Here is a 26,123-nt window from a genome sequence, read left to right as displayed (position 1 = left end):
CCGGAAGAACTCACGTGGACACCACACTGCTCACTCCCGCACCCTCCGGCCGCACGAGTCGCGGCACCGAACATCGTCGGCCGACGCTGAGCCGGAAGCCGTCGTTCGTCCTGACCGCCGGCATCGTCGGCCTGGGCCTGTTCGCCTCGGTGACGCCGTCACCGATCTATCCGACCTATCAGGCGGCCTGGGACCTGTCGCCGCTGACGCTCACGCTCGTCTACGCGACGTACGCCATCGGCGTCCTGCTCGCGCTGCTGATCGCCGGGACCGCATCCGACGAGGTCGGGCGACGACCCGTGCTGCTCGTCGCGGTGGCCGGCCTCATCGCCGCCACCATCCTCTCCGCTCTCGCCCCGGGGGTCGTCTGGCTGGTCGTCGCTCGGGCCGTGCAGGGGATCGCGACGGGGCTCGCGCTCAGCACCGCCGGAGCGGCACTGCTCGACCTTCATCCGCGCCGGGATGCGGCCGCCGCCGGCCTCGCGAACGGCGTCGCCAGCAGCGTCGGCATCGCCCTCGGTGTGCTCGTGGCGTCGCTCCTGGTCCAGTACGACTGGGCCCCCCGAGTGCTGCCCTATCTCGCTCAGCTCGCCTTCCTCGCGGTGGCCGCCGTCGGCGTCATGGCGATGCCGGAGACCGTCGCACGGCGCGGCGGGCTCCGGTGGCGGATCCGGCGCCCGAGCGTTCCCATCGCAGCTCGCGGCCCGTTCACGGTCGCGGCGCTCGCCGTGACGGCGTCCTGGTCCCTGGGGGGCCTGCTGTTCAGCCTCGGGCCCGCGCTCGGTGCCGAACTCTTCGACACCGCCGACGTGATCCTGTCCAGCGCCTGCATCGTGGCCCTGGCGAGCACCGCGACGATCTCGCAGCTCGTCTTCCGCCGACTCCCGCCCCGTCAGGCCGCCGCAGCGGGATCGGCCGCACTGGCCATCGGCGTCGCCCTCATCTCCTATTCGGCCGCCACCGGATCGGGCGCGGTGTTCCTGATCGGGGCGGCGGTCTCGGGCCTGGGCTTCGGTACGGGATTCCTCGGCGGCCTGCGCCTCCTGACCGGCGCGATCCCCGCAGCCGAACGCGCAGCGATCATGGCCGCGTTCTACCTCGTTGCCTACCTCGCCCTGTCGATTCCCGCCGTCCTCGCCGGCGTCCTGGTCGGCGTGTTCGGCGTCCAGGTCGCCTTCCAGGTGATCGGGGCTCCGATCGCCGTCCTCGCCCTCGTCACCGCCGTCGTCGCCCTGCGTCGGTCCCGTCGCCACCGATGAAAGGAACGAGACCATGACCACCTCGATCCCCGGAGCACCCCTGCTCGGCGGAACGGAATTGCTCGACGAGATCACCGACGCCGCAGGCGGCGCACGTCGCTGGGCGGAGCTGACCCGCATCGACGTCGGCTTCGAGCTCGGCGGCGGGCTCTGGGCGCAGTTCGGCCAGCCCGGTCTGACGGGCCACATCGACGCCTCGGTCTCGACGAGAGAGCAGCGAGTCCAGTACCGCGCCTTCGGCTCGCCGGACGTCAGCGCCGAGTACACGCCCTCCGAGGTGGTGCTGCGGGAGGCGAACGGCGCGCTGATCGAGCGCCGAGCCGACCCCCGGTCCGTCGTGATCTCGCGCGGCGGCCCACCGTGGGACCTCGCGGACGCGACGTACTTCGCCGGCTACGCGCTCTGGAACTACCTCAACGTGCCGCACCTGTTCCGACGTCCCGACGTGCGCGTGGTCGAGCTCGAGCCGTGGACCGAGGTGAGCGCGCACACCATCGGGCTCCCGGAGACCTGGCGGCGCGTCGAGGTGACCTTCCCCGATTCCATCGCGACCCATAACGCCACGCAGGTGTTCTACTTCGACGACGACGGGTTGCAGCGCCGGCATGACTACGCGGCCGACGTGTTCGGCGGTGCCCCGACCGCGCACTACACCGAGCGCCACCGCGAGTTCGACGGGCTGGTCCTGCCAACACGCCGCCGGGTGGTGCCTCGTGATGCCGTCACCGGCCTGACCGGAGAGGGTCCGGTTCTCGTGTCCCTCGACCTCGTGACGGTCATTCCGCGCTGAGCGGTCGGGGCATGCTCGCGCAGTCGAGTCGTCGCCTCGGTTCGCGCTCCCACCGGGCTCGGAGGCCGGCGCAGTCGACGAACGCCCAGACCTGATCCGATGTCGCGTCCAGAGCCTCTCCTGGACTCGCCTCGACGATCTCGAGGACGATGATCTCCACACCCTGCTCGGCCTGCTCACGCGCATCCGGTGCGCCGATCAGACGCCGCGAATACCCTCCAGCGCCGCCATCTCGTCGTCGAAGCCGTGCCAGTCCGCCTCGTCGTGGTCGGCGGGTGCGGGTGGTGTCGGCATCATCGTGCCTCCTCGATCGTGCGGCGACAGGCACTCTACGTCGCTTCGACCGGCGCGAACAGACCTCCAACGGGGGTCGTCGGCCGAAACGGGGATGCTCGCCGACGCGCCGACGCCACCGGCTGGACATCGGCCGCCCGCTGCGGTTCCATGGAGTGAGGCGTGGATGCAGGCCCCCGTTCGGGGGAGACCACGGGTCGCAGCAGACGGAGGTGGTCGATGCAGCCGCAGTTCCGCAATATGCGCAACCGCGACTTCCAGGAGACTCGGACGCCCGCGGGCGTGGTGGGCGGACTCGTCGGCCTCGTGGCCGCGAGCGCGGCCGCCGCGACGCTCGTGACGGTCGCGATCACGCCCGCGATCGCGGCTGTCGGCGTCGCGACCTCCAGCACCATCTCGATGTTCGAGAACCTGCCGAGCTACCTCGACATCGGCGAGCTCTCGGAGAAGAGCAACATCTACGCGACCCGGTCCGACGGGTCCGTCGCGCTCCTGGCCTCCTTCTACGACCAGAACCGCGTCGAGGTCGGCTGGGACCAGATCAACCAGTACGTGAAGGATGCCGCGATCGCCGGCGAGGACCCGCGGTTCTACGAGCACAGCGGCGTCGACCTCCAGGGCACGCTGCGCGCGGCCGCGACGACGGCGACCGGGCGCGAGACCCAGGGCGGCTCCTCGATCGCGCAGCAGTACGTCAAGAACGTGCGTGTGCAGGAATGCGAGCGGGATGCCACGACCGAGGAGGAGCGCGACGGCTGCTACGACGCCGTCACCGAGACCACCATCGATCGCAAGCTGAAGGAGATGCGGCTCGCCATCGGGATCGAGAAGCGCTACACCAAGAGCGAGATCCTGCTCGGGTACCTCAACATCGCCGGCTTCGGCGGCACGGTGTACGGCATCGAGGCGGCCGCGAACTACTACTACGGCACGTCGGCGAAGAACCTCACGCTGCCGCAGGCGGCATCCCTCATGGCGATCGTCAACAACCCCGGCAAGTTCCGGATCGACCAGCCCGACGATGAGACGAACGGGACGGCGAACGGCTACGCCGACAACACCAGCCGCCGCGACTACATCCTCAAGAGCATGCTCGAGGAGCGGAAGATCACGCGCGAGGAATACGACGCCGCGGTCGCCACGCCGGTCGAGCCGAAGATCACCGAGCCGAGCACCGGATGCCAGACGGCGGCCGGGAGCGCGTACTTCTGCGACTACGTCAAGCATGTCCTCCAGAACGACCCGACCTTCGGCGAGGACGAGGAGACGCGGCTCCTGAACTTCCGGCGCGGCGGCTACGACGTGTACACGACGCTCGACCTCGACCTGCAGGTTGCGGCCGAGCAGGCGATGGCGCGTCACGTGCCGGCCACGTTCCCGGGCTGGGACGTCGGCGGCGTCATCTCGAGCGTCGAGGTCGGCACCGGCCGGGTGCTCGCGATGGCCCAGAACCGCACCTACAGCCAGGACCCCGACGTGCTGGCGCAGGGCCCGCAGTTCACGAGCATCAACTACAACACCGACTACGCCTACGGCGGGTCGCGTGGCTTCCAGCCCGGATCGTCGTACAAGGTCTTCACGCTCGCCGAGTGGCTGAGCTCGGGGCATGGCCTGGCGGAGCGCGTGGACTCGCGGCCCAAGAGCAACTGGGGCGTCTTCCAGGACAGCTGCCTCGGTCCGCAGTTCGCAGGCGACTGGAACCCGAAGAACGACGCGGGAGAGTCCGGCGGGAACTACAGCGCGATGGAGTCGACCATCAACTCGATCAACACCGGGTTCATCGGCATGGCGAAGCGGCTCGACCTCTGCAACATCCGCAAGCGCGCCGAGGCGTTCGGCGTGCATCGGGCCGACGGCGACCCGCTCGCGGAGGGCCCCTCCTCGGTGATCGGGACGAACGAGGTGGCGCCGCTGTCGATGGCGGTCGCCTTCGCGGGCATCGCCAACAACGGCACGACCTGCACTCCGATCGCGATCGACCGGATCGTCGGTCGCGACGGCGAGGAGATCCCGCCGCCGAAGTCGACCTGCACGCAGTCGGTCCTGCCCGAGGTGGCCGCCGCCATGCACACCGCGATGGGGGCCGTGATGACCGGCGGCACTGGCAGGCAGTCGAACCAGAACGTCGTGCCGAGCGTGCCCCTGATCGGCAAGACCGGAACGACCGACGGCGCCAAGGACACCTGGATGGTCGGCGCGAGCTCGAAGGTCGCCACGGCCGTCGCGGTCGTCAGCGTCAACGGCGAGGCCAACCAGCGCGGCATCGACTTCGCGACGGGGCAGGCCGCGACCGCCCGGCACCGGATGTGGCCCGAGGTCATGTCGGTCGCGGCGGCCAAGTACGGCGGCGATCCCTTCAGCCAGGCCGGCATGGGGCCCGTGACCGGGCCGGGCTCGTCTCCCGACGGGTCGATCGTGCCCGGTCAGGGCAACCCGACGCCCACGCCGACCCCGACCGACGGCACGCCCGCCGAACCGCCGCCGAGCGGCGGCACCGGGCCGGGGAACAACGGGAACGGGAACGGGAACGGCAACCGTCCCGGCGGATGACGCGTGAAGGCGCCTCGCACGCGGGTGCGAGGCGCCTTCGGTGCTCGTCGGTCAGACGGTCGCGACCGTCGCACGACTGTGCCGGACGCGGTGCACGGCCCACGCGGCCAGGGCCGCGAGCACGAGCGCGCCGAACACGAGCATCCACGGCAGGAGCGCCCCGGGCGAGACGCCCTGCGTCCCTGCGGCGAGTTCGGCGCTGCCGGCCGCGAGCCGTCCGTTGCCGTCGCGGAGCGCGGCGGCGCCGTCCGACAGGTCGCTCGCCCCCGACTGCAGCACGATGCTGCCGTCGGCCAGCGTCGTCGTGCCCGCCGCGAGCTCGGCCGACCCCGACGAGAGCTCGTCCAGGCCGTCGGAGAGCCCCTTCGCGCCCGATGAGAGCCGGCCGGTGCCGCTCACGAGCTCGCTCGCGCCGCTCGACAGCCGCTGCGCACCAGCGGCGAGCTCGGCCGATCCGCTGGCGAGTTTCGCCGTGCCGGCGACCAGCTCGTCGACCTTCACGTCGAGCGTCGACGTGCCGCCGCGGAGGGCGGCCGCGCCGTCGCTGACCCGGGCCGATGCGGCGGCGAGGTCGGACGCGCCGGCTGCGACGCGATCGACTCCGGCGGCGAGCTTCGCCGCACCCGCGGCGACCTTCGCCGAGCCCGCGGCCGCCGTCGCCGCGCCGGCGGAGAGGTTCGCGGTACCGTCCCGCAGGATCGCCGAGCCCAGGTGTGCCGCGTGCACGCCGGGAGCGACCAGGGCGAGCCCGGCGCGCGTCGACTCCGCGCCCGCCGCGACGACCTGCGACCCGTCGGCGACCTTGCCGGCTGCATCGCTGAGTCCGCTCGCCGAGTCGCGCAGTGCTGCGGCCTGGGCGACCAGCGCCGGGTCCACTCCTGCCGACACGAGCGCCTCATGGAGGGCGGACAAGCCGGAGGAGAGCTTCGCGGTGCCGTCCGCCACGCCCGCCGCGCCGTCGCGCACCGATGCGGCGCCCTCGGCGAGCGGTGTCGAACCCGCCGCGAGCTTCTGGGCGCCTTCGTCGGCCTGCGCCAGTCCGGCCGCGAGCGTCGCGGCGCCCGGGGCGAGTTCGCCCGCACCCGCGGAGAGTGCGGCGACGCCCTCGTCGAGATCGGCCGCGCCGACCGCGAGCGTCCCGGCCGCGGTGCTCGCCTCCGTTGCGCCGCCCGCGAGTGTGCCAGCACCCGCCGAGGTCCGGCCCGCGCCGTCGGCGAGGGCGCCGGCCCCCGCGTTGGCCCGGCTGATGCCGTCGGAGAGCGCACTCGAGCCGTCGGCGGCGCGCTGGGCGCCCGCCGACACGTCGCTCGCGCCGCTCGCGCTGCGCGCCGCGCCGTCCGAGAGGTCGCGCGCGCCGGAGGCGGCCTTGGCCGCGCCCGCTTCGACGCGCGCGGCGCCCGCTGCGGCGCTCGCGGCGCCGTCGGCGACCTTCTCCGCGCCCTCGGCGGCGTCGGATGCGCCGCGGCTCAGGTCGCCCGCGCCCGACGCGAGCGTCTCCGCGCCCTCGGCGAGCTCGGTCGAGCCGGCGTCGGCGAGGCCGGCGCCGTCGGACAGGCTCTTGGCACCCGCCGAGATCGTGTTGGTCGTGAGCAGGAAGAAGGCCGCGAGGGCGATGAGGCCGATGGTCACCGCGATGGCGGCGATTCGCACTCCGAGGCCGTGCCGATGCGGCGCGGGGTCGATGCTCGTCATTGAGTCTCCTGTGTTGCGGGCACGCCGAAGGAGCCCGGGTCGGGGGTGCAGGACGACGGCGCGATGGTGCAGGGCAGCGCCGACACTCGGGCACCGACGGGACCGGCGGTCGCGACATCCGACCCCCGCGGCGCCCCGTCGCGCCCGGAAGTGGCACGAATCTGGCAGAGCGACTGTGGAGTCGTCAACGGATGCCGGAGAACTTCGGCGGAAACCGCCAAGGCGCGCTTCGGCGATGCGAGCGGCCTTGTCGCTCATCGACAGCGGAGGTCGGCCTCCGCGCGGGCGGATCACGCCTCCCGGCGGGGCTCCGATCCGACGCGCACGTTCTCGGCCGCGAGGCGCGCGGTCTCCTCGACGCGTCGCTCGCGCGTCGCCGGTCGCTTCGCCTGGTGGATCCACCAGAGCGCCCCGCGGCGCGCGGACGGTGGGAAGGCCTCCCAGAGCTCGCGCGATCCGGGATGGCGCGCGAAGGCGGCGGCGAGGTCGTCGGGCACGTCCATCCGGTCGATCGCGTCGAGCATCGACCAGCTCCCGTCGGCGATCGCCCGGCGGACCGCCTCCTCGCCGGCCGGAGCCATCCGGCCCTCGGCACGCAGGCGCTCGATGCGGTCCTTGTTGCTGCGCGCCCAGGTGCCGCCCGGCTTGCGCGGCGCGAAGTACTGCGCCCGGCGGTCGTCGTCGAGCCGGCGGGTGGTCGCGTCGATCCACCCGAACGCGAGCGCCTCGAGGACCTGGTCCTCGTATGGGAGCGGCTCCCGGCCCGGGCCCGGCGAGCGCCACGTGACGACCCAGACGCCCGTCGCCGTGTCGTGGTGGCGTTCGAGCCAGTCGCGCCATTCCGCCGCGGTCGCCGGCTGGATCAGCGGCGCGTCGTCGAGCCCCATCGGGCGGCTACAGGTCGAACGAGTCGCCGGGCTCGAGCGGCAGGTACTCGCCGCCGCCCTGCTCGGTCGCCCAGGCGAGCCGCGCGTTCGAGAGCGCCTTGCCCGCCCGCGAGAGCACCATCTCGTGCGTCGGGAACGCGCGGTGGGGCCGCACCGCCATGACGTAGTCCATCGACTCGGCGATCTTCATCCACGGCGCCCCGGCCGGTGCCGCGAGCGCCTGCACCTGCACGCCCTCGGGGACCGCGAACGAATCGCCCGCGTAGTACAGCGCGTCGTTCACGAGCACGCCCACGTTGTCGATCACCGGGATCGACGAGTGGATCACGGCGTGACGCCCGCCGAAGAACCGCAAGCGGAACGGGCCGACCTCGATCTCGTCGCCCGGCGCGACGCGCTCGACCTCGACGCCCGCTTCGGCGGCGGCATCGGCCATGCCGGCCGGACCGTACACGCGCACATCGGGGTTGCGATCGCGGATGCGCGCGAGCTGCTCCGGCGTCCAGTGGTCGTCGTGCTGGTGCGTGACGACGACGGCCACCGCGCCCGAGGCCTCCGTGATCGGCGTGGTGAACTTGCCTGGATCGATGAAGAGCCGGCTGCCTGACTGCTCGACGACGAGGGCGGCATGCTCGAGCTTCGTGACGCGCATGAGCCGAGCCAACACCGTGTCCGCGATGTGCGCAACCGGGTTGCCTGCCACAATCGCACCATGACGCGTGGCCCCCGCCGACTCCTGCTCGCGGTGAACCCGTACGCCTCGTTCGGCCGCACGCGCTGGGTCGGGCCCGCGGTGGCCGAGCGGCTCGCCGACGAGGGCTACGAGGTCGCGCTGATCCGCGAGGCGAACTTCGAGCTGCTGCGGCGCGAGACCCAGTCGGCGTTCGAGCAGGGCACCGACGGGCTCGTGGTCGTGGGCGGCGACGGCATGATCTCGATGGGCGCCAACATCCTCGCGCGCACGGGCGTTCCCCTCGGGGTGGTGGCCGCCGGCACGGGCAACGACTTCGCGCGCGCGCTCGGGCTGCCGCACGACAACCCCGAGGCCGCGATCGAGGCGCTCGTCGACGCGCTCCGCCGGCCGCCGCAGGTCGTCGACCTCGGCCTCGCGCACCACGGCGAGCTCCGGACGTGGTTCGCGTGCGTGCTCTCGGCCGGGTTCGACGCGGTGGTCAACGAGCGCGCGAACCGGATGGTGCGACCGCGCGGCCCGAGCCGGTACACGTTCGCGCTGGTCCGCGAGCTCGCCACCTTCCGACCGCGGCGCTACGCGATCACGATCGACGGCGTGCGGCGCGAGCAGGCGGCGATGCTCGTCTCGATCGCCAACACGCCGTCGCTCGGGGGCGGCATGCGGATCGTTCCGCACGCCGACCTGTCCGACGGCATCCTCGACGTGTTCATCGTGCATCCGCTCTCCCGGATGGGACTGCTCGCGGTGTTCCCGAGCGTGTTCGCGGGCGAGCACGTCGGGCATCCGGCCGTCGAGTTCGCGCAGGCGCGACGCGTGCGCCTCGAGGCCGATGGCATCGTCGCGTACGCCGACGGCGAGCGCCTCGGCGCGCTGCCCGTCGAGGTCGAGGTGGTGCCGGGCGCGCTGTCCGTGTTCGCGTGACGCGCCCGGGCCGCACGCCCGAGGCGCCTCGATTTGGAATGCGCTCGGCGCGTATGCCATACTCGAACACGTTGCGACGAGGCCCCATCGTTTAGCGGCCTAGGACGCCGCCCTCTCACGGCGGTAGCGCGGGTTCAAATCCCGCTGGGGTCACCAACACCGATGAACGCCCTCGGCACCATGTGCCGGGGGCGTTCGTCGTTCGGCGGGGCGACTCGCTAGACTCGTCCGAGCGAAGGGGAGTATCCCGCCGGAGCGCACGTTCCGGGCCACGATCGTCAATACGAGCGCCGTCGATGCCGCTCCGGGCGTGGCGGCGCACCAGGGGTGCAGCCGGGAGAGACTTTCGGTCCCCACCAACCCTTCACCTCCGAAAGGCGTCTCGTGACCGAACTGCCCATCTGGTTCGAAGTCGGCTCGCTCATCGTGCTGACGCTGATCCTCGTCGCCGACCTCCTGCTCGTGATCAAGCGGCCGCACGTGCCCTCGTTCCGGGAGTCGACGCTGTGGGTCGTGTTCTACATCGTGCTCGCGCTGATCTTCGCGGGGCTCATGTTCGTGATCGGCGACGCCGAGCACGGGGCCCAGTTCCTGGCCGGATGGCTCACCGAGTACAGCCTGTCGATCGACAACCTGTTCGTGTTCGTGATCATCATGGCCAGGTTCGCGGTACCCCGGAAGTACCAGCAGGAGGTGCTCATGGTCGGCATCATCCTCGCGCTGATCCTCCGCGGCATCTTCATCCTGCTGGGCGCGCAGCTCATCGCGAACTTCAGCTGGATCTTCTACATCTTCGGCGCGTTCCTGCTGTGGACCGCGTTCAACCAGGCGTTCGGCGACCACGAGGACGAGGGCAAGGACTCGGCCCTCATCCGCGTGCTGCGCCGCCGCCTGCCCATCACCAACGACTACGACGGCGTCAAGCTGCGCACGGTCATCAACGGCAAGCGCTTCTTCACGCCCATGCTCATCGTGTTCGTCGCGATCGGCACGACCGACCTGATCTTCGCGCTCGACTCGATCCCCGCGATCTTCGGCATCACGCAGAGCCCGTTCATCGTGTTCACGGCGAACGTGTTCGCGCTCATGGGCCTGCGCCAGCTGTACTTCCTGCTCGGCGGCCTGCTCGAGCGCCTGGAGTACCTCAAGTACGGCATCGCGTTCATCCTCGCCTTCATCGGCGTGAAGCTCGTCCTGCACGCGATGCACGAGAACGAGCTGCCGTTCATCAACGGCGGCGAGCACATCGAGTGGGCGCCCGACATCTCCACGTGGACCTCCCTCGCCGTCATCATCGGCGCGATGGCCGTGGCCACGGTCGCGAGCCTCGTCAAGGCGAACCTCGATGCGCGCCGGCGTGGCCACACGCTCGCGGAGGAGATCCCGCACTTCACCGACGAGGGCGACCGAGCCGAGCGCGCGGAGGACGAGGCCTCGCCGCAGCGCTGACCTGTCCACAGGCGGCCGCCCTGCGCACGCGCAGTCGCCCAGCGCTTGCTAGCGTTGAGCGACTGCGCCTCGGCGACGACCCGACCCGTTCAGAGAGGACCCGAATCCCGTGACGTCTGATGGCAGCGGTGTCGTCCCCATTCCGAGCGGCTCGGCCCGCATCGCCCACAGCGCCCGTACGCATGTCGGCAACGTCCGGACGGTGAACGAGGATGCACTGCTCGCTCACGCGCCCGTGTACGTCGTCGCCGACGGGATGGGCGGGCACGCCCGAGGGGATGCCGCGAGCCGCGCCGTCGTCGACACCTTCACGCGCCACCTCGACCACGGCCGCCCGTCGACGCCCGAGCAGGTGCTCGACGCGATCCACAGTTCCAACGAGGTGGTCCGCTCGCTGTCCGACGACGGCGACGAGGGCACCGCGGTGGCCGGCACGACCGTGGCGGGGGTCGTGCTCGTCGACGCCGGCGAGGGTCGCGGCGTGCACTGGATGGTCTTCAACGTCGGCGACTCGCGCGTGTACGCATGGGATGGCCGGCGCCTGCAGCAGGTCACGGTCGACCACTCCGCCGTGCAGGAACTCGTGGACGCGGGCGTGATCAGCAGCGATGACGCCGAGCGCCATCCCGACCGCAATGTCATCACGCGCGCGATCGGCGCCGACGACGTCGTCGAGCCCGACGTGTGGCTCATCCCGGCGGGCGGTCGCCAGGTGTTCCTGATCTGCTCCGACGGGCTGTCGAAGGAGCTCGACGACGAGCAGCTCGCCCAGATCCTCACCGGGCACTCGATGCACGCGGCCGGGCTCGCGGGCGAACTCGTCGATGCGGCACTCGCGGCGGGGGCGCGCGACAACGTGACGGCGGTGGTCGTCGAATCCGACCTCGGCGGCGACGCCGACGACGACGGGGCGACGCGCGATCGCGATGCGGCGCTCCCCGAGGGGCTCGAGCAGACCACGCCGAGGGAGACGGGGGACGAGGGTGGCGGAGTACCGTCCTGACGATGGCGGCCGCTGGGTGATCGCGCTGCGCGAGGACGCGCTGCTGATGCTCCCGGCCGATCGCGCCGACGACCTCGCGTCGCTCTGGCCGCGGCTCGGCGCCGCGGATGCCGCGACGCAGGTCATCGACCGGCTGGCGGCCGGCGGCGTGGCGTCGGTGCCGAGCTTCGCGCTCGTCGTGCGCGAACGCGCGTCGGGCACCGCGCGCGCCGTGGTGCGCGGGGCGCTGACCGTGCGGCTCGGCGACGTCGAGGTGTCAGGCGAGCAGGTCTCGACCTGGCAGGAACGCGTCGTCGGCGGGGCGCCCGCGGTGCGCGTCTCGGCGGCGGCACCGATTCGCGGTGACGACGGCGCGCCACGACCCGCGAATCCCGTGCGGCTCCCGCTGATCGGCGGCGCGGTCCTCGCCTCCGAGGTCGAGTGGGCGGGCGACGAGGCGACGAGGCCTGTCGATCTCCATCGCCGAGACGACGGGTCGAGTGCGCAGGTCGTCGCGGCCCCGGTGCCGGTGCCGTCGTCGGCGACCGTGGACGAGCGCTCCCACGAGCGCCCCGACGAGCGCACGATGGTGCCGGAGGACACGGTCGTGGGCTTCTCGCGGACCGAGCGGCCGCAGATCCCCCCGCGCGCCGAGCGGGTTCCGTCCGCCGCCGACGTCCGGGACGACCCTTCCGTCGACACGACCGTCATCGTCCCACCGCCGGGCATCGCCGCGGATGCTTCGGCCGCGCCGCCCGCGGTGCCGTCGGCCGAGCCGCCGCGCAGCGCACTCGGCGACCACGACGGCCTCACGGTCGCGAGCGCCGACATCCGCCGGCTGCGCGAGCAGCGCGAGACGGAGCGCGCCGGGGTGCGGCCGGGTGCCGCGGCGCCGGGCGCCGCGACGCCGTCGCTCGCGCTGCGCCTGCCCGACGGCTCGATCGAGCCGATCGTCGGCGAGCTCGTCCTCGGGCGCGCGCCCGCGATCGGCCGCGTCGTCGGGGCTCGCGTCCCGCGCACGGTCGTGATCGGCGCGGGCGACCCCGACATCTCGCGCACCCACCTGCGCGTCGTCGTCGAGGGCGGGACCGCCGTGGTGACCGACCTCGAGTCGCGCAACGGCACGCACGTCGTCGCGCCGGGCCTGCCGCCCGTGCGCCTGCGTCCCGCCGAGCCCACGCCCGTGCTGCCCGAGACGGTGATCGACCTCGGCGGCGGCTGGACGATCCAGGTGGTGACGCGCTGATGCGCCGTCCGCCCTCCTCGCCTCCCGAGCTGCCCGGCTACACGCACCTCGGCCTGCTCGGTTCCGGCGGGTTCGCCGACGTGTTCCTCTACGAGCAGCGCCTGCCGCGGCGCAAGGTCGCGGTGAAGGTGCTGCTCGCCGACGACATCGACGCGGGCACGCGCGCGCAGTTCGTCGCCGAGGCGAACCTGATGGCGCGCCTCTCGGCCCATCCGTTCATCGTGACGATCTTCCACGCGGATGTCTCGGCCGACGGCCGGCCGTACTTCGTCATGGAGTACTGTTCCGGGCCGAGCCTCTCCGAACGGTACAAGCGGCAGCCGCTGAGCGTCGAGGATGCGCTGCGTACGGGCATCCGCCTGTCGGGTGCGGTCGCCACGGCGCATGCGGCCGGCATCCTGCACCGCGACATCAAGCCGGCGAACGTGCTCACGAACGACTACGGCTGGCCGGCGCTCAGCGACTTCGGCATCTCGTCCGATCTCGAGGGCGAGCTGCCGGTGCACACGATGTCGTTCACCGCCGATCCGGGCGCGACGGGTTCGCGCACCGGCTCCGACCGCGCGGCCGTCGGCATGAGCGTGCCGTGGTCCCCGCCCGAGCTGTTCGAGGACGATCCCCGGCCCGACACGCGCAGTGACGTGTTCGCGCTCGCCGCCACGGTGCACACGCTCCTGGCGGGCCGCACGCCCTTCGAGATCCCCGGGCGCTCGAACGGCCCGCTCGACCTCATCGGCCGCATCGAGCGCGGTCGCGTCACGCCGATCGGGCGCGACGACGTGCCCGCGAGCCTCGAGGCGGTCCTCGCGACCGGCATGGCGGTGCGTCGCGAGGATCGCTACCAGAGCGCGGTCGAGTTCGGCCGTGCGCTCCAGCGCATCGAGCTCGAGCTCGGGTACTCGGTCACGGGCATCGAGGTGCCGAGCCTGCCGACCGCCGACCCCGGCGCGGTCGAGTCGGGTCCGGATGCCGCGGCGGAGCCCGGCGCCCCGGACGATGACGCGGCGACTCGAGCCCGAGCCGTCCGGGTGGTGCACGCCGAGCCGCCGCCCGGCCCGGCGCCCATGTCCGCGCCCCTGCGCGCCGCTGCGCCCGACGAGGATGCGACCCGGGCGCGGAGCGTCCGCGAGGTGCGCGCGCAGCCCGGCGCGGCCGCGTCATCCGCGTCGTCCATGGCGGGCGATCTCGGCGATGCCGTCGAGGACGGGACCGTCGTCCGCCCGGCCGTCTCCGGCGCGGCCCGCCCGAGCGGGCCGTCGAGCGAAGCGGAACCCGCAGATCGGCCCGCGCGTCGCCGTCGCGCCGTGACCGGCGCGATCGTCGCGGCGGCGTCCATCGTCGTGGTCGGCGCCGTCGCCGCGGCCATCGCGCTCGGCGGCGCGGGGAGCGCCGGCGGCGAGGATCCGAGCACCCCGGAGCCCTCCGCCGAGGATGCGATCATCGCGGCACGCGTGCCCGCCCCCGAGGTCGGCGACGGCGAGCGCACGAGCGGCGGCGACGTGGTGTTCCCGGTATCGCACGAGCCCACCGAGGACGGCGACCGCTACCGCTGGCGGCGGGTCGACGGCGTCGGCACGACCGCCGTCGCGACCGGGTCCGAGATCGTGGTGCAGGGCGTCGCCGACGGTGCGACGGTCTGCATCGAGGTGCAGGTGCAGCGCGGCAGCAAGACCTCCGAGCCGGTGCGGGGGTGCAGCGGATGAGGCCCCTGCGCGTGGAGTACTGCGGCGAGTGGTACACGGTCGAGGCCGGCCGCACGTTCACCATCGGCCGCGAGTCCGACCTCACGATCGACGACAACCCGTACCTGCACCGGACCTTCCTCACGCTCTCCAGCGAGTTCGGGCTGTGGTGGCTCTCGAACGTCGGGCAGCTGCTGTCGGCGACGGTGTCGGATGCCACGGGCAGCGTGCAGTCGTGGGTGGCGCCGGGCGCGAAGCTGCCGCTGGTGTTCAAGTCCGTGCACGTGATGTTCAGCGCGGGCGCGACCACGTACGACTTCACCGTGCACGCCGAGGAGGACTTCTACAACACCTCCCTCACGGCCTCGCCGGCCGACGGCGGCACGACGATCCTGCCGGTCACGCTCACCACGAGCCAGCGCCTGCTGGTGGTCGCGCTCGCCGAGCACGTGCTCTCGCAGCCGTCCGCCGGGCGCGCGACGGTGCCGAGCTCGGCCGAGGCGGCCGCGCGGCTGGGCTGGAGCATGACGACCTTCAACCGCAAGCTCGACAACGTGTGCGAGAAGCTCGACAAGATCGGGGTCGACGGCCTGCGGGGTGGCCGGGGCCGGCTCGCGGTGAACCGCCGCGCCCGCCTCGTCGAGTACGCGGTCGCGACGCGACTGGTGAGCGCGGAGGATCTCGTGCTGCTCGACGGCGCGCGCGACGAGGCGGCCGACGGCGCCTCGTGATCGCCCGGACATCCCCGGAGGGGCGCATCCGTTTCATGCGTTCGGATGGGCAGGACTCCCCATTTCGGGGGCCTCGGACCCCGTGTTAGCGTGATGCCCGGCCCGCCGGTCTCGGCGGCGCCATCCGACGCCCTACCGACGGACGGCACCCGGGGGAGACGAGCTTGGTCACGTTGAGGTCTTGGCTGCGCTCGCGCCGCAACGTGGCGTCGGCGACCGCCATCGCGGTGCTCGCCGGCGTGCCCGTCGGCATCGCCGTGCTGCACCAGGGCTTCCCTGTGACCGACCCCGACCTGCGCGCGCGCGAGGTGTGGGTCACCAACGCCGAGGACCTGCTCGCGGGACGGCTCAACCGCCAGATCGAGGAGCTCGACGCGGCCGTCGCCACGGCCACGAACGAGATCGACGTCTTCCAGGACGGCGAGGACGCGTTCCTCTACGACCCGGGGGTCGGCTCGATCGAGCGGATCGACCCGTCCTTCACCACGCTCGTGCAGCGCATCGACGTCCCGCCCGCCTCCTCCGTCGCGTACGGCGGTGACGTGCTCGCGGTGCTCTCTCCCGAAGGCGAGCTGTGGCGCGTGCCCGCGGGGGCCGAGCTCGCGTTCGACTTCCGCGGGACCGACCCGGTCGCCGACCTCGGCGACGGCGCCGAGGTCGCCGTGAGCGCCGAGGGCACCGTCTTCGCGACGGCGCCCGGCGACCGCGAGCTGCTCTCGCTGCGTCGCGACGCGACCGAGCCGGATCGACGCGAGCTGCGCAAGCTCGGCCGCCACCAGCTCGCCGCCGTCGGTGAGCGACCCGTCGTGCTCGACGTCGAAGGCGACGCGGTGCTCGTCGACGACCGCGAGATCCCCCTGCCCGAACCGGCGTTGAGGCTCCAGCAGTCCGGCCCCGAGCGCGATGCCGTCGTGCTGGCCACCGCGACCGGCCTGCTCGACGTGCCGCTCGGCGGCGGCGGCATCCGCACCATCCCGAACGGGGCGGAGGTCGCCGCGACGAAGGCCGACGAGGTCGCGGCGCCGGTGCGGCTGGGCTCGTGCATCCACGGGGCGTGGGCGGCCGGCGGCCGGTACGTCGCCGCATGCGACGGGCGCGACCCCGAATCGACCGCCATCGACCAGCCGACGGCCGGCTCGCGACTGGAGTTCCGGGTCAACCGCGACGTCATCGTGCTCAACGACCTCACCAACGGCAACTCGTGGCTCGTCGACTCCGACCTCCGACTCGTGGACAACTGGGAGGAGGTCACGCCGCCCGAGGAGAGCGAGGACCTCGAGGGCGAGGAGAAGTCGGCGCAGCAGACGTTCGAGGACACCCTGGCCGAGCGCACCGACGTGAACCGGCCTCCCGTGGCCCGCGACGACGAGTACGGCGTCCGGCCGGGGCGCACCACCGTGCTCGAGGTACTCGAGAACGACACCGACCCCGACGGCGACGTGCTCACGATCGCGTCGACCTCCGAGGTCTCGGCATCGGCCGGCCGGCTGGAGCTCATCGACGGCGGCCGCGCCCTGCAGTTCTCGCCCGCCGACGGGGCCGCGGGCAGCGTCTCCTTCCGCTACGGCGTCGACGACGGCCGCGGCGGGGTCGCCGAGGCGTCGGTGAACGTGCGGATCGTGCCGGAGAGCGAGAACACCGCGCCCACGTCGATCCGCAGCGGCGCGATCAGCGTCGAGCAGGGCCAGCAGATCTCGTACAACGTGCTCGCCGACTGGAACGACCCCGACGGCGACGACCTCTACCTCGTCGACGCGTCCCCGGCGGGCGGTGACGTGGTGCGCTCCAGCCCCGACGGGTACGTGACCTTCGAGCACCGCTCGGCCGAGCTCGGCACGAAGGAGGTGCGCTTCACGGTCTCGGACGGCGCCACGACCGCCGCGGGCACCCTCACCGTCGAGGTGAAGCCGACCGGGTCGCTGAATCCGGTCGGCACGCCCGACTACGCGCGCGTGTTCGCGGGCGAGACCGAGCTCATCGAGCCGCTCGCCAACGACCTCTCGCCCTCGGGCGCCGGCCTGGAGCTGCTCGGCGTCGAGGAGGTGCCCGACGGCGCGGCCGTCACGCCCAACGTCGAGCGGGGCACCCTGTCGTTCTCGGCCAACGAGCCGGGGGAGTACGTGTTCCTCTACGGCCTCGGCGCCGGTGCCGCGGTGAGCAAGGGACTCATCCGCGTGCAGGTCGTCGAGCCGCCCGCCGCGGTGCCGCCGCCGATCGCGGTCAAGGACACCGCGTACCTGCGCGCGGGCGAGCCGCTCACCGTGCCCGTGCTCGCCAACGACGTCTCGCCCTCGGGCCGGGTGCTCGCGGTGCAGTCCATCGACGATTCGGCCGCCGAGGGGCTCGTCTCGGTCGAGATCCTCACCAACACGGTGCTGCGCATCACGGCGTCGCAGGCCGTCGACACGCAGCTGCAGGTCGCCTACACCGTCTCCGACGGCGTGAACTCCTCCACGGCGACCGTGACCGTCGTGCCGGTCCCGCCGCTCGTCAAGCACCAGCCTCCGGTCGCGGTCGACGACGGGGCGATCGTGCGCGCGGGCGACATCGTGACCGTGCCGGTGCTCGAGAACGACTACCACCCGGATGCCGCGACGCTCCACGTGCAGCCCGAGCTCGTCGAGGTCGACGCGCCCGACGGCCTCGCGTTCGTCGACGGCGACGCCGTGCGGTTCCAGGCGCCCGAGAAGGCCGGCGTCTACAGCGCCGTGTACACGATCGGCGACGAGTTCGAGCAGACGGCGCGCGCCGCCGTCCGCTTCACCGTCGTCGCGAAGGACGCCGGGGAGAACCGCGCGCCCCTGCCCACCCCGCTCACCTCGCGCACCTTCGCGGGCTCCGCGGTGACGATCGACGTGCCGCTCGACCAGCTCGACCCCGACGGCGACTCCGTCACGCTCACGGGCATCGCCGTCGCGCCCGAACTCGGCCGGGTGATCGAGCGGACGAGCACGTCGCTGACCTACGAGGCGTTCGCCGGCTCGGCCGGGACCGACGAGCTCACGTACGAGGTGCGCGACACGTTCGGCGCGACGGCCGAGGGCGCCATCCGCATCGGCGTCATCCCGCGGCCCGAGGTGCAGCTGCCGCCGAAGGCCGTCGACGACGCGATCGAGATGAAGCCGGGTCGCACGGCGTCGGTCGAGGTGCTGCTGAACGACTCCGACCCGAGCGGGTACCGACTGCACGTCGCCGACCTCCCCGAGGTCGACGACGGCATCGACGCCGAGATCCGCGATCGCCGGCGCGTGGTCGTCACGGCGCCCCAGCAGGAAGCCGCGTACACGATCCGATACGAGATCTCGAACGGCCACGGCGGCGCCGACACCGCCTTCCTGCAGGTCGCGGTGACCGAGGATGCGGTCATCGACCCGCCGACCGCCGAGGACCAGGTGATCGAGCCCGAGCAGGTCGTCGACGGCGCGCCCGTCACGGTCGATCCGCTCGCCGACGCGACGAACCCCGGCGGGCTCGTGGAGGATCTCGCGGTCACCGTCGAGGGGCCGAACGCCGGCCGGGCCGAGGTCGCCTCCGACGGCACCATCACGGTCACGCCGGGGCGCGAGCGCTATGCCGTCGCCTACCGGCTCACCAACGAACTCGACGACCTCTCGGCGATGGCGTTCGTGATCGTGCCCGCCGTGCCATCCGGCGACGACACGGTCGAGGAGACCCAGCGTCCGAAGACGCCCGAGGAGCTGCTCGCCGAGGAGAAGGCGAAGTTCCCGGCGCCGTACCTGAAGGACCTCGGCGAGGTCATCGTGCCCATGAACGGCCGGATCAGCTGGAACGTCGACGACCTCGTCGTGGTGCCGTCCGGCAACCCCGCCCTCATCCTCTCGGCAACCGCCACGAACTCCGGGGAGGCGCCGTTCGTCAGCGGCACGGCACTCCAGTTCGTGCCCGCGACCGACTACCGCGGCGCGGCATCCGTCACGTTCGAGGTCACCGACGGGAAGAGCGCCGACGATCCCGTCGGCCGCACCGCGATCCTGACGATCCCCATCACCGTGGGCGATCCGAACTTCAACGACGTGCCGCCGACGTTCACGCCGCGGAGCGAGACGATCGAGGCGGGCGAGGCACCGCTCGAGGTCGACCTGCGCTCCTCGACCGACCAGCCGAACCCCGACAACATCCAGCGCGTCGAGTACCGCAACCTCAGCGGCGCCACGGCCGACGTGCGCGCCGAGATCGTGGAGGGCTCGGTGCTGCGGGTGTCCGCACCGCTGGGCGTGCAGCCGGGCACGCAGGTGCGCATCGCGTTCGACGTCGTCTTCAACGAGTTCACCGTTCCCGGGTACGTCGACGTGAAGGTCGTCTCGTCGACGCGCGCGCTGCCGCAGGCCAACGACGACGGGCCGTACGAGATGCAGCGCGGCGACGTCCAGACCTTCGACGTGCTCGCGAACGACTTCAACCCGTTCGCGCCCGACGCCCCGCTCCGCGTGGTCGACGCGCAGATCGACCAGCAGAGCGTCGGCGCCGAGGCCACGGCGAGCCACACCGAGTCCGACGTCACGGTTCGGACGGGTGCCGCGTTCACGGGCACGCTCAGCGTGGTCTACCGCATCCAGGACGGCACGAAAGACCCGGCCCGCGAGACGCAGGGACGCATCACCGTCGTCGTACGCGACGAGCCCGACAAGCCCGCAGCTCCCGAGATCGTCTCGTCCGGCGACAGCGCCATCACCATCCGATGGGCCGCGCCCGCGAACAACAACTCGCCGATCACCGGGTACCAGGTCGAGTACAACGGGCAGACCGCCTCGTTCGCGGCCGACGGCGCCGGCACGAACCAGCGGTTCGCGCCGCTGACGAACGGCACCGCCTACGACTTCCAGGTCCGCGCGCAGAACGCCATCGGCTGGGGCGAGTGGTCGAGCCCGTCGGCCTCGCGCACTCCCTACGGCGTGCCGAGCGCGCCGCGCGACGTGAAGGCCACCGCGGCGGGATACGCGCCGACGCGCATCGACGTGACGTGGAACGCGCCGTCCGACACGGGCGGCGGCGGCGTGACCTACGAGGCGCGCATCGACAGCGGCGGGTGGAAGGCCGTGAGCGGCACGTCGACGTCGTTCGGCAGCGTCGGCGCGGGGACGCACCGGGTCGACGTCCGCGCCGTGAACAAGAACGGCGGCGGCACGGGCGACTTCGCCTCCGACTCGGTCGGCGTCAGCAACCCGCCGAAGGTGGTCACCCTCAAGAAGGGCGACACGCTCGGCTACTACAACGGGCCGTACGGCTACTGCAACGGCACCTGCTGGCACTACGACGTCACCGTGAGCGGCTTCCCCGACGGCGTCGCCTCGGGCTACGCCTACTGCAGCGGCACGCGACTCTCGACGAACATCCGCATCGACGTGCGCAACGGCACCGGCAGCTACTCCGGGAAGTTCCCCGACTCGTGGTGCGGCAACCCCGACGCGTGGGTGGTCATCGACGGCATCCGGAGCAACAACTGGTGAGCCGACCCCGCCTCGAGACGACCAGATACAGAAGGAAGAAGACCCGAGCATGACCGTGACGCAAGACCAGGCCCTCTGGTTCCAGGACGCCTTCTCGAAGCTCGTCGACAACGTCGACCGCGCGATCCTCGGCAAGCGCGAGATCATCGAGCTCGTCGTGACCGCGATGCTCTCCGAGGGGCACGTGCTGCTCGAGGACTTCCCCGGCACGGGCAAGACGGTGCTCGCGAAGGCCCTGGCGAACACGCTCGACGGCACGCACTCGCGAATCCAGTTCACCCCCGACCTGCTGCCCTCGGATGTCACGGGCGTGACGATCTACGACCAGGGCAAGGGCCAGTTCGAGTTCCACCGCGGGCCGATCTTCGCCTCGATCGTGCTCGCCGACGAGATCAACCGCGCGAGCCCGAAGACCCAGTCGGCGCTGCTCGAGGTCATGGAGGAGGGCCGCGTCACGGTCGACGGCGTGAGCTACGAGGTCGGCAGCCCGTTCATGGTCATCGCGACGCAGAACCCGGTCGAGCAGGCCGGCACCTACTCGCTGCCCGAGGCGCAGCTCGACCGGTTCCTCGTGAAGACCTCGCTCGGCTACCCCGACCACGACACGGCCGTCACGCTGCTGCTCGACTCGGCGAACCGGGCGCGCGCCTCGAAGGTCTCGCCGATCATCGCCTCGAGCTCGGTGACGACCATGGCGCGGCTCGCCGCCGAGGTGCACGTGGATGCCGCGGTGCTCTCGTACCTCAACCAGATCGTCTCCGCGACGCGCGACCACCGCGACTCGGCGCTCGGGGTCAGCATGCGCGGCGCGCTCGCCCTCGCGCGCGCCGCGAAGACCTGGGCGATCTCGCGCGGCCGCACCTACGTCACGCCCGACGACGTGCGCGAGCTCGCGGTGCCGGTGCTCGCGCACCGCATCATCGTCGACCCCGAGTCGGAGTTCGCGGGGGTGACCGCCGAGGAGATCGTCGGCAAGGTCCTCGTCGAGATCGCGCCGCCGGCGTACCGGGCGGCATGACGCTCGAGACCGAGGCGCCCGGCGCGCCCGCCCCGGCGAGCCGACCGCCCACCCCGTCGCCCGCGGCGGCGCCGTCGCAGGCGCGCCTCGCGCTGCGCTCCGTGCGACGCTCGATCGCGGCATCCGCCGGCTCGGGTGGCGCACGCCTGCGCCGGGCGGGTGCGGCCGTGGCCGCGTTCACCGCGCCGGTGACGGGAGTGATCTCGCCGGTCGGATGGCTCGTGCTCGCCGGCTCGGCCGTGGCGCTCGCGCTGGCGTGGGGCCTCGGCTGGATCGAGCTCGCCTTCGTCGGGGCGACCCTGCTCGCCGCGCTGCTCGTCGCCGTCCCGTTCGTGTTCGGGCGTATGCGGTACCGCGTCGAGATCGAGCTGCAGCCGCGCCGCGTCGTGGCGGGCGAGCGGGCGCTCGGCCGGCTCGTCGTGCACAACGTCGCCGACGCGGCATCCGTGCCGTCGCAGCTGGAGCTCCCGGTCGGCCGGGGGCTCGCCGAGTTCGTGATCCCGTCGATCCCCGCGGGCGGCGAGCACGAGGAGCTCTTCGCGGTGCCGACGCAGCGGCGCGCCGTGATCGTCGCCGGGCCTGCGGCATCCGTGCGCGGCGACCAGCTCGGGCTGCTGCGCCGCGAGGTGCGCTGGACCGAGCCCGTGGAGCTGTTCGTGCACCCCGTGACGGCGCGGCTGCGTCCCTCGGCGGCGGGCCTCGTGCGCGACCTCGAGGGCGAGGTCACGAAGACCATCACGAACAACGACATCTCCTTCCACGCGCTCCGCGCGTACGAGCCGGGCGACGCGCTGCGCAACGTGCACTGGCGCACGTCGGCGCGCACCGGGCAGTTGATGGTGCGGCAGTACGAGGAGACGCGCCGCTCGCAGCTGCTGCTCGTGCAGGCCACGAGCGCGGCGCACTACGCGTCCGACGACGAGTTCGAGCTCGCGGTGTCGGTGCTCGCGTCGATCGGCGTGCAGGTCATCCGCGACGCCACGCGGCTCGCCACCGCGACCGACCGGCTGCGGCTGAACACCGCGACGCCCACCGCGCTGCTCGACGACACGAGCCGCATCGAGTCGCTCGCGCAGGGCGCCGCGCCGGTGCGCGACCTCGTGCGCGAGGCGGCCAAGCGGGTGCCCGTGCCGAGCGTGCTCATCGTCGTCGGCGGCTCGCGTGCGCCGCTGGCCGAGTTCCGCGCCGTCGAGACGGTGTTCGGTTCCGACACGCAGGTCATCGTGTTCCGGGCCGAGCTCGGAGCGGCGTCGCGCATCACCCGGGTGGGGGAGTCGACCGTCGTCACGGTCGGCTCGCTCGACGAGCTGCCCAGACTCGTGAGGAGGGTGCGCCCGTGACGCGGATCCCCCGTGCCGCCGTGGCCGACCTCGGCGTGCTCTCACTGCTGTCGCTGCTCGCGATCGCGGGCTACGAGACGAGCTTCGGCGGGTTCGACTTCCTGCTCGCCGCGATCGCGGGGCTCGCCGTCGGCACGCTCGCCGCCGTGCTCGGCACGCTGTGGCGGCTGGGCGTGCTCGTCACGGTCCTGCTCGGCATCGCGCTGTACTTCGTCGTCGGTACGCCGTTCGTCATGCCCGAGGCGGCGCTCTTCGGGGTCCTGCCGAGCCTCACGTCGCTCGCCGGGCTCGCCATCGGCGCCGTGCACGGCTGGGCCGACATCCTGACGATCTCGGCACCGGTCGAGGCGCCGGCGTACGTGGGCGCCGTGCCGTACGCGGCGGCGAGCGTCGTCTCGCTCGTGGGCGGACGGCTCGTGCTGCGTTGGCTGGCCGTGCGGCGTACACCGCTGCGCGCGGCCGTGCTGCTCATCGGCCCAGTGCTGCTCTTCCTCTCGGGCATCCTGCTCGGCACCGACGAGGCATTCCTCGCGGCCGTGCGCGGCGTGGCCTTCGCCGCGATCGCCCTGTCCTGGATCGCGTGGCGCCGCGGCGCGCAGGTCGAGACGGCGGGGGACGGCGCGGCGCGCCTGCGACGCCGCAGGCTCACGGGCTCGGCGACCGTCGTGGCCGGCGCGGTCGCGATCGGCGCCGTCGCGGGCCTCGCGGTCGCCCCCATCGCGCCCGACCGGTTCGTGCTCCGCGACGAGGTCGTGCCGCCGTTCGATCCGCTCGAGTTCCCGAGCCCGCTCGCGGGGTTCCGGCAGTACACGAAGGACCTCGCCGAGGAGCCGTTGTTCACGGTATCGGGGCTCGAGCCGGGCGACACCGTGCGGCTCGCCGCGATGGACTCGTACACCGGGCGACTGTGGAACGTCGCCGGTCCGGAGCAGGCCGCCGAGGACGGCGGCTACGCGATCGTCGGCACGACCCTGCCCGAACCCGAGCTCGCCGACCTCGGCAGCGCGCGTTCGATCGAGGTCGACATGCTCGCCTACGACGACGTGTGGCTGCCGACCGTCGGCTACGGCTCGCGCCTCGAGCTGCTCGACGCGGGCTCCGCGGAGCGCGCCGGCGACGTGCGCTACAACGCGGCCGCCGGCACCGCGGTGCTCACGAGCGGCGCGGCCGAGGGCACGCGGTACCGCCTCGAGTCGCGGACCCAGCGCGAGCCCGACGACCAGGCGCTCGCCGACGTGCCTGTGGCCCAGCTGCCGCTGCCGATCGTCGAGAACCTGCCCGACGTGGTCGCGGCGAAGGCCGACGAGTACGCGGGCGAGGCCGCCAGCCCGATCGAGCAGCTGCGCGCGATCGAGCGGGCGCTGAAGACGAACGGGTTCCTCAGTCACGGCCTCGCGAGCGACGCGGTGCCCTCACGCGCCGGGCACGGCGCCGACCGGCTCATCGAGCTGTTCACGCGCACGCAGATGGTCGGAGACGCCGAGCAGTACGCCGCGGCCATGGCGCTGATGGCCCGGCACCTCGGCTATCCGTCCCGCGTCGTCATGGGCTATGCCCCCGAGGTCGCCGAGGGCGCCGACGAGGTCGAGGTGCTCGGCTCCGATGTCACGGCGTGGGTCGAGGTGCCGTTCGAGGGCGTCGGATGGGTCGCCTTCCGGCCCACGCCCGACAACGTCGACGTGCCACAGGAGCAGACCCCGAAGCCGAAGTCGGAGCCGCAGCCGCAGGTGCGGCAGCCGCCGCGCGCCGAGCAGGCGGAGGACGAGCTGCTCACCACCGTCGAGATCGACGACACCGACGACCAGGACCGCGATCGCCCGTTCCAGCTGCCGGCGTGGGCGTGGGCGATCATCGCCGGCGTGGGCATCCCGGCCGCGATCCTGCTGCTGCCGATGCTCGTCGTCGCGCTCGCGAAGCGACGGCGTCGCGCCATCCGTCGCCGCGGTGCCGGCGACCGGCAGGCGGCCGGAGCCTGGGAGGAGCTGGTCGACCGCTTCGCCGAGCTCGGCTTCGAGCCGCCCGAGCGCGCCTCACGCCTGCAGACCGCGCGCACCCTCGAGCGTCAGCTCGACGAGCAGGGGCTCGCGGGCGTGCGCACCGGTGAGGACGGCGTGCGGCTCGTGACGCTCGCGGCGACGGTCGATCGCGATGTGTTCGGCGGCGGCGACGTCGCCCCGACCTCGATCGAGCGCCGGTGGTCCGAGGCGGATGCCGCGGCCGCGGCGGTGTCGGCGGCCGGCGGCCGACTGCGGCGCCTCGTGTCGCGGTACCGGCTGCGGCGGCGGCGACGCGACGGTTAAGGTGGGGGCGTGAGCGAGCCCGACTTCATCGTGCCCCCGCCGGGGCTCGTCCCCGACGAGCCCGAGCCCGAGGCGGGCGAGACGCCCGACGGCACGGTGCGGGCGAGCCGGCGGCTGCCCGCCTTCCGCCCGGTCGGCTCGGTGCCGCCCGCGGTCGATCGGATCGCGCCGCCCCCATCGGCCGTGCCGTCGGCGCTGCCGTTGCCGCCCGGGCCGCCCGCGCCGCCGGCGGCGCCCCCGGACGAGCCGCCTCCGGCCGAGCGCAGCGCGGCCGCACCCGCTCCCTCGTTCCCTCCGGTCGCCCCGGTCGCGCCGGTCTCCGGCGCCGGCGCGCGGCCACCCGCGTTCGCGCCGGCGCGGATCGCCGGTCCGGACCCGTCCGGCCCGGTTCCGCCGTCCGCCGACTCCGCCCGTGCGTGGCGGTTGCGGACCGCCGACGGCGTCGAGTTCACGGTGCGCTCGCGCGCGGTCGTCGGACGCGATCCCCTCCCCAGTGCGGTGCACGGCGGTGGCACGCCCGTCGCCGTGCCCGACCCGGCCCGGTCGATGTCGAAGACCCACGCGCTGCTCGAGGTCGAGGGCGACCGCCTGCTCGTCACCGACCTGCGCTCGACCAACGGCGTGCGCATCTGGCCCGAGGGCGGCGACGCGATCGAGTTGCGCCCGGGCGCACCGACGCCGGTCCCGCTCGACGCCGTCCTCCTCCTCGGCGACGTGGCCTTCCTCGTCGACCTGGTGCCGGGCACCGGATCCTGACCGCGCGGGTCCGTGACGGCGCCGGAACGGGCACCCCGCGAGGGGATGGTAGCCTTGCCACGTG

At 73.0% G+C, this 26,123-nt stretch carries 17 protein-coding genes and 1 tRNA gene; 15 read left to right on the top strand and 3 right to left on the bottom strand.

All coding sequences use genetic code 11. The features are described from left to right. The first annotated feature begins 14 nt into the window (after nt 1-14). From JOD46_RS12940 to JOD46_RS12930, 3 genes are all read left to right on the top strand, one after another. Nucleotides 15-1,259 carry an MFS transporter gene (locus JOD46_RS12940; RefSeq protein WP_204394945.1) on the top strand — a complete coding sequence of 415 codons (1,245 nt, stop codon included), beginning with the start codon at nt 15-17 and terminating at the stop codon, nt 1,257-1,259. Nucleotides 1,260-1,272: 13 nt separating this feature from the next. Continuing rightward, nucleotides 1,273-2,049, top strand: a complete 777-nt coding sequence (locus tag JOD46_RS12935) for a hypothetical protein (protein ID WP_204394944.1) — start codon at nt 1,273-1,275, stop codon at nt 2,047-2,049. A 513-nt stretch (nt 2,050-2,562) separates the two neighbouring features. After that, nucleotides 2,563-4,893: a transglycosylase domain-containing protein gene (locus tag JOD46_RS12930; protein ID WP_204394943.1), complete on the top strand. Its 2,331-nt coding sequence runs from the start codon at nt 2,563-2,565 to the stop codon at nt 4,891-4,893. 51 nt (nt 4,894-4,944) lie between these two features. On the opposite strand, the gene JOD46_RS12925 is transcribed toward JOD46_RS12930, so the two are convergent. From JOD46_RS12925 to JOD46_RS12915, 3 genes are all read right to left on the bottom strand, one after another. Continuing rightward, nucleotides 4,945-6,585 (bottom strand): hypothetical protein, encoded by a 1,641-nt coding sequence (locus JOD46_RS12925; protein ID WP_204394942.1) that lies wholly within the window; start codon nt 6,583-6,585, stop codon nt 4,945-4,947. 290 nt (nt 6,586-6,875) lie between these two features. After that, nucleotides 6,876-7,472: a YdeI/OmpD-associated family protein gene (locus tag JOD46_RS12920; protein ID WP_204394941.1), complete on the bottom strand. Its 597-nt coding sequence runs from the start codon at nt 7,470-7,472 to the stop codon at nt 6,876-6,878. Between the two features lie 7 nt (nt 7,473-7,479). Beyond that, nucleotides 7,480-8,124 (bottom strand): MBL fold metallo-hydrolase, encoded by a 645-nt coding sequence (locus JOD46_RS12915; RefSeq protein ID WP_204394940.1) that lies wholly within the window; start codon nt 8,122-8,124, stop codon nt 7,480-7,482. A gap of 60 nt (nt 8,125-8,184) precedes the next feature. Between JOD46_RS12915 and JOD46_RS12910 the strand changes: the two genes are divergently transcribed. From JOD46_RS12910 to JOD46_RS18950, 12 genes are all read left to right on the top strand, one after another. Next, the gene (locus tag JOD46_RS12910) at nt 8,185-9,087 is read left to right on the top strand and encodes a diacylglycerol/lipid kinase family protein (protein WP_204394939.1); all 903 of its coding nucleotides are present in this window, start codon (nt 8,185-8,187) and stop codon (nt 9,085-9,087) included. 80 nt (nt 9,088-9,167) lie between these two features. Beyond that, nucleotides 9,168-9,243: transfer RNA gene (locus JOD46_RS12905), tRNA-Glu, on the top strand. Nucleotides 9,244-9,471: 228 nt separating this feature from the next. Further along, entirely contained in the window at nt 9,472-10,536 is a 1,065-nt protein-coding gene (locus tag JOD46_RS12900) for a TerC family protein (RefSeq protein ID WP_204394938.1), read from the top strand. A 202-nt stretch (nt 10,537-10,738) separates the two neighbouring features. Next, nucleotides 10,739-11,539: a PP2C family protein-serine/threonine phosphatase gene (locus JOD46_RS12895; protein WP_307835030.1), complete on the top strand. Its 801-nt coding sequence runs from the start codon at nt 10,739-10,741 to the stop codon at nt 11,537-11,539. Then, nucleotides 11,520-12,764 (top strand): FHA domain-containing protein, encoded by a 1,245-nt coding sequence (locus tag JOD46_RS18955; RefSeq protein ID WP_204394937.1) that lies wholly within the window; start codon nt 11,520-11,522, stop codon nt 12,762-12,764. The genes JOD46_RS12895 and JOD46_RS18955 overlap by 20 nt, the downstream gene beginning before the upstream one ends. Beyond that, complete coding sequence (locus JOD46_RS12885) at nt 12,764-14,467, top strand: serine/threonine-protein kinase (RefSeq protein WP_204394936.1); 1,704 nt, start codon at nt 12,764-12,766, stop codon at nt 14,465-14,467. Before JOD46_RS18955 ends, JOD46_RS12885 begins: the two co-directional genes overlap by 1 nt. Then, nucleotides 14,464-15,177: an FHA domain-containing protein gene (locus tag JOD46_RS12880; RefSeq protein ID WP_204394935.1), complete on the top strand. Its 714-nt coding sequence runs from the start codon at nt 14,464-14,466 to the stop codon at nt 15,175-15,177. The genes JOD46_RS12885 and JOD46_RS12880 overlap by 4 nt, the downstream gene beginning before the upstream one ends. A 164-nt stretch (nt 15,178-15,341) precedes the next feature. Further along, a complete protein-coding gene (locus JOD46_RS12875) occupies nt 15,342-20,645 on the top strand; it encodes an Ig-like domain-containing protein (protein WP_204394934.1) in 5,304 nt (1,767 codons plus the stop codon). A 49-nt stretch (nt 20,646-20,694) separates the two neighbouring features. After that, nucleotides 20,695-21,663 (top strand): AAA family ATPase, encoded by a 969-nt coding sequence (locus JOD46_RS12870; RefSeq protein ID WP_204394933.1) that lies wholly within the window; start codon nt 20,695-20,697, stop codon nt 21,661-21,663. Continuing rightward, a complete protein-coding gene (locus JOD46_RS12865) occupies nt 21,660-23,003 on the top strand; it encodes a DUF58 domain-containing protein (protein ID WP_204394932.1) in 1,344 nt (447 codons plus the stop codon). The genes JOD46_RS12870 and JOD46_RS12865 overlap by 4 nt, the downstream gene beginning before the upstream one ends. Then, complete coding sequence (locus JOD46_RS12860; RefSeq protein WP_204394931.1) at nt 23,000-25,303, top strand: transglutaminase-like domain-containing protein; 2,304 nt, start codon at nt 23,000-23,002, stop codon at nt 25,301-25,303. The genes JOD46_RS12865 and JOD46_RS12860 overlap by 4 nt, the downstream gene beginning before the upstream one ends. A 9-nt stretch (nt 25,304-25,312) precedes the next feature. Beyond that, complete coding sequence (locus JOD46_RS18950) at nt 25,313-26,059, top strand: FHA domain-containing protein (protein WP_204394930.1); 747 nt, start codon at nt 25,313-25,315, stop codon at nt 26,057-26,059. Nucleotides 26,060-26,123: the final 64 nt, after the last annotated feature.

Origin of the sequence: Agromyces aurantiacus (assembly GCF_016907355.1) — a bacterium.
GTDB lineage: Bacteria > Actinomycetota > Actinomycetes > Actinomycetales > Microbacteriaceae > Agromyces > Agromyces aurantiacus.
Note: the sequence above shows the minus strand (reverse complement) of the source record. Positions and strands in the feature narration are given on the sequence as shown.

What these genes read in the sequence shown, in the direction of transcription:
- JOD46_RS12865 (WP_204394932.1), top strand. Translation starts at nt 21,660, where the DNA reads ATGACGCTCGAGACCGAGGCGCCCGGCGCGCCCGCCCCGGCGAGCCGA.
- JOD46_RS12880 (WP_204394935.1), top strand. Translation starts at nt 14,464, where the DNA reads ATGAGGCCCCTGCGCGTGGAGTACTGCGGCGAGTGGTACACGGTCGAG.
- JOD46_RS12870 (WP_204394933.1), top strand. Translation starts at nt 20,695, where the DNA reads ATGACCGTGACGCAAGACCAGGCCCTCTGGTTCCAGGACGCCTTCTCG.
- JOD46_RS12920 (WP_204394941.1), bottom strand. Translation starts at nt 7,472, where the DNA reads ATGGGGCTCGACGACGCGCCGCTGATCCAGCCGGCGACCGCGGCGGAA.
- JOD46_RS12935 (WP_204394944.1), top strand. Translation starts at nt 1,273, where the DNA reads ATGACCACCTCGATCCCCGGAGCACCCCTGCTCGGCGGAACGGAATTG.
- JOD46_RS12915 (WP_204394940.1), bottom strand. Translation starts at nt 8,124, where the DNA reads ATGCGCGTCACGAAGCTCGAGCATGCCGCCCTCGTCGTCGAGCAGTCA.
- JOD46_RS12885 (WP_204394936.1), top strand. Translation starts at nt 12,764, where the DNA reads ATGCGCCGTCCGCCCTCCTCGCCTCCCGAGCTGCCCGGCTACACGCAC.
- JOD46_RS12930 (WP_204394943.1), top strand. Translation starts at nt 2,563, where the DNA reads ATGCAGCCGCAGTTCCGCAATATGCGCAACCGCGACTTCCAGGAGACT.
- JOD46_RS12925 (WP_204394942.1), bottom strand. Translation starts at nt 6,585, where the DNA reads ATGACGAGCATCGACCCCGCGCCGCATCGGCACGGCCTCGGAGTGCGA.
- JOD46_RS12910 (WP_204394939.1), top strand. Translation starts at nt 8,185, where the DNA reads ATGACGCGTGGCCCCCGCCGACTCCTGCTCGCGGTGAACCCGTACGCC.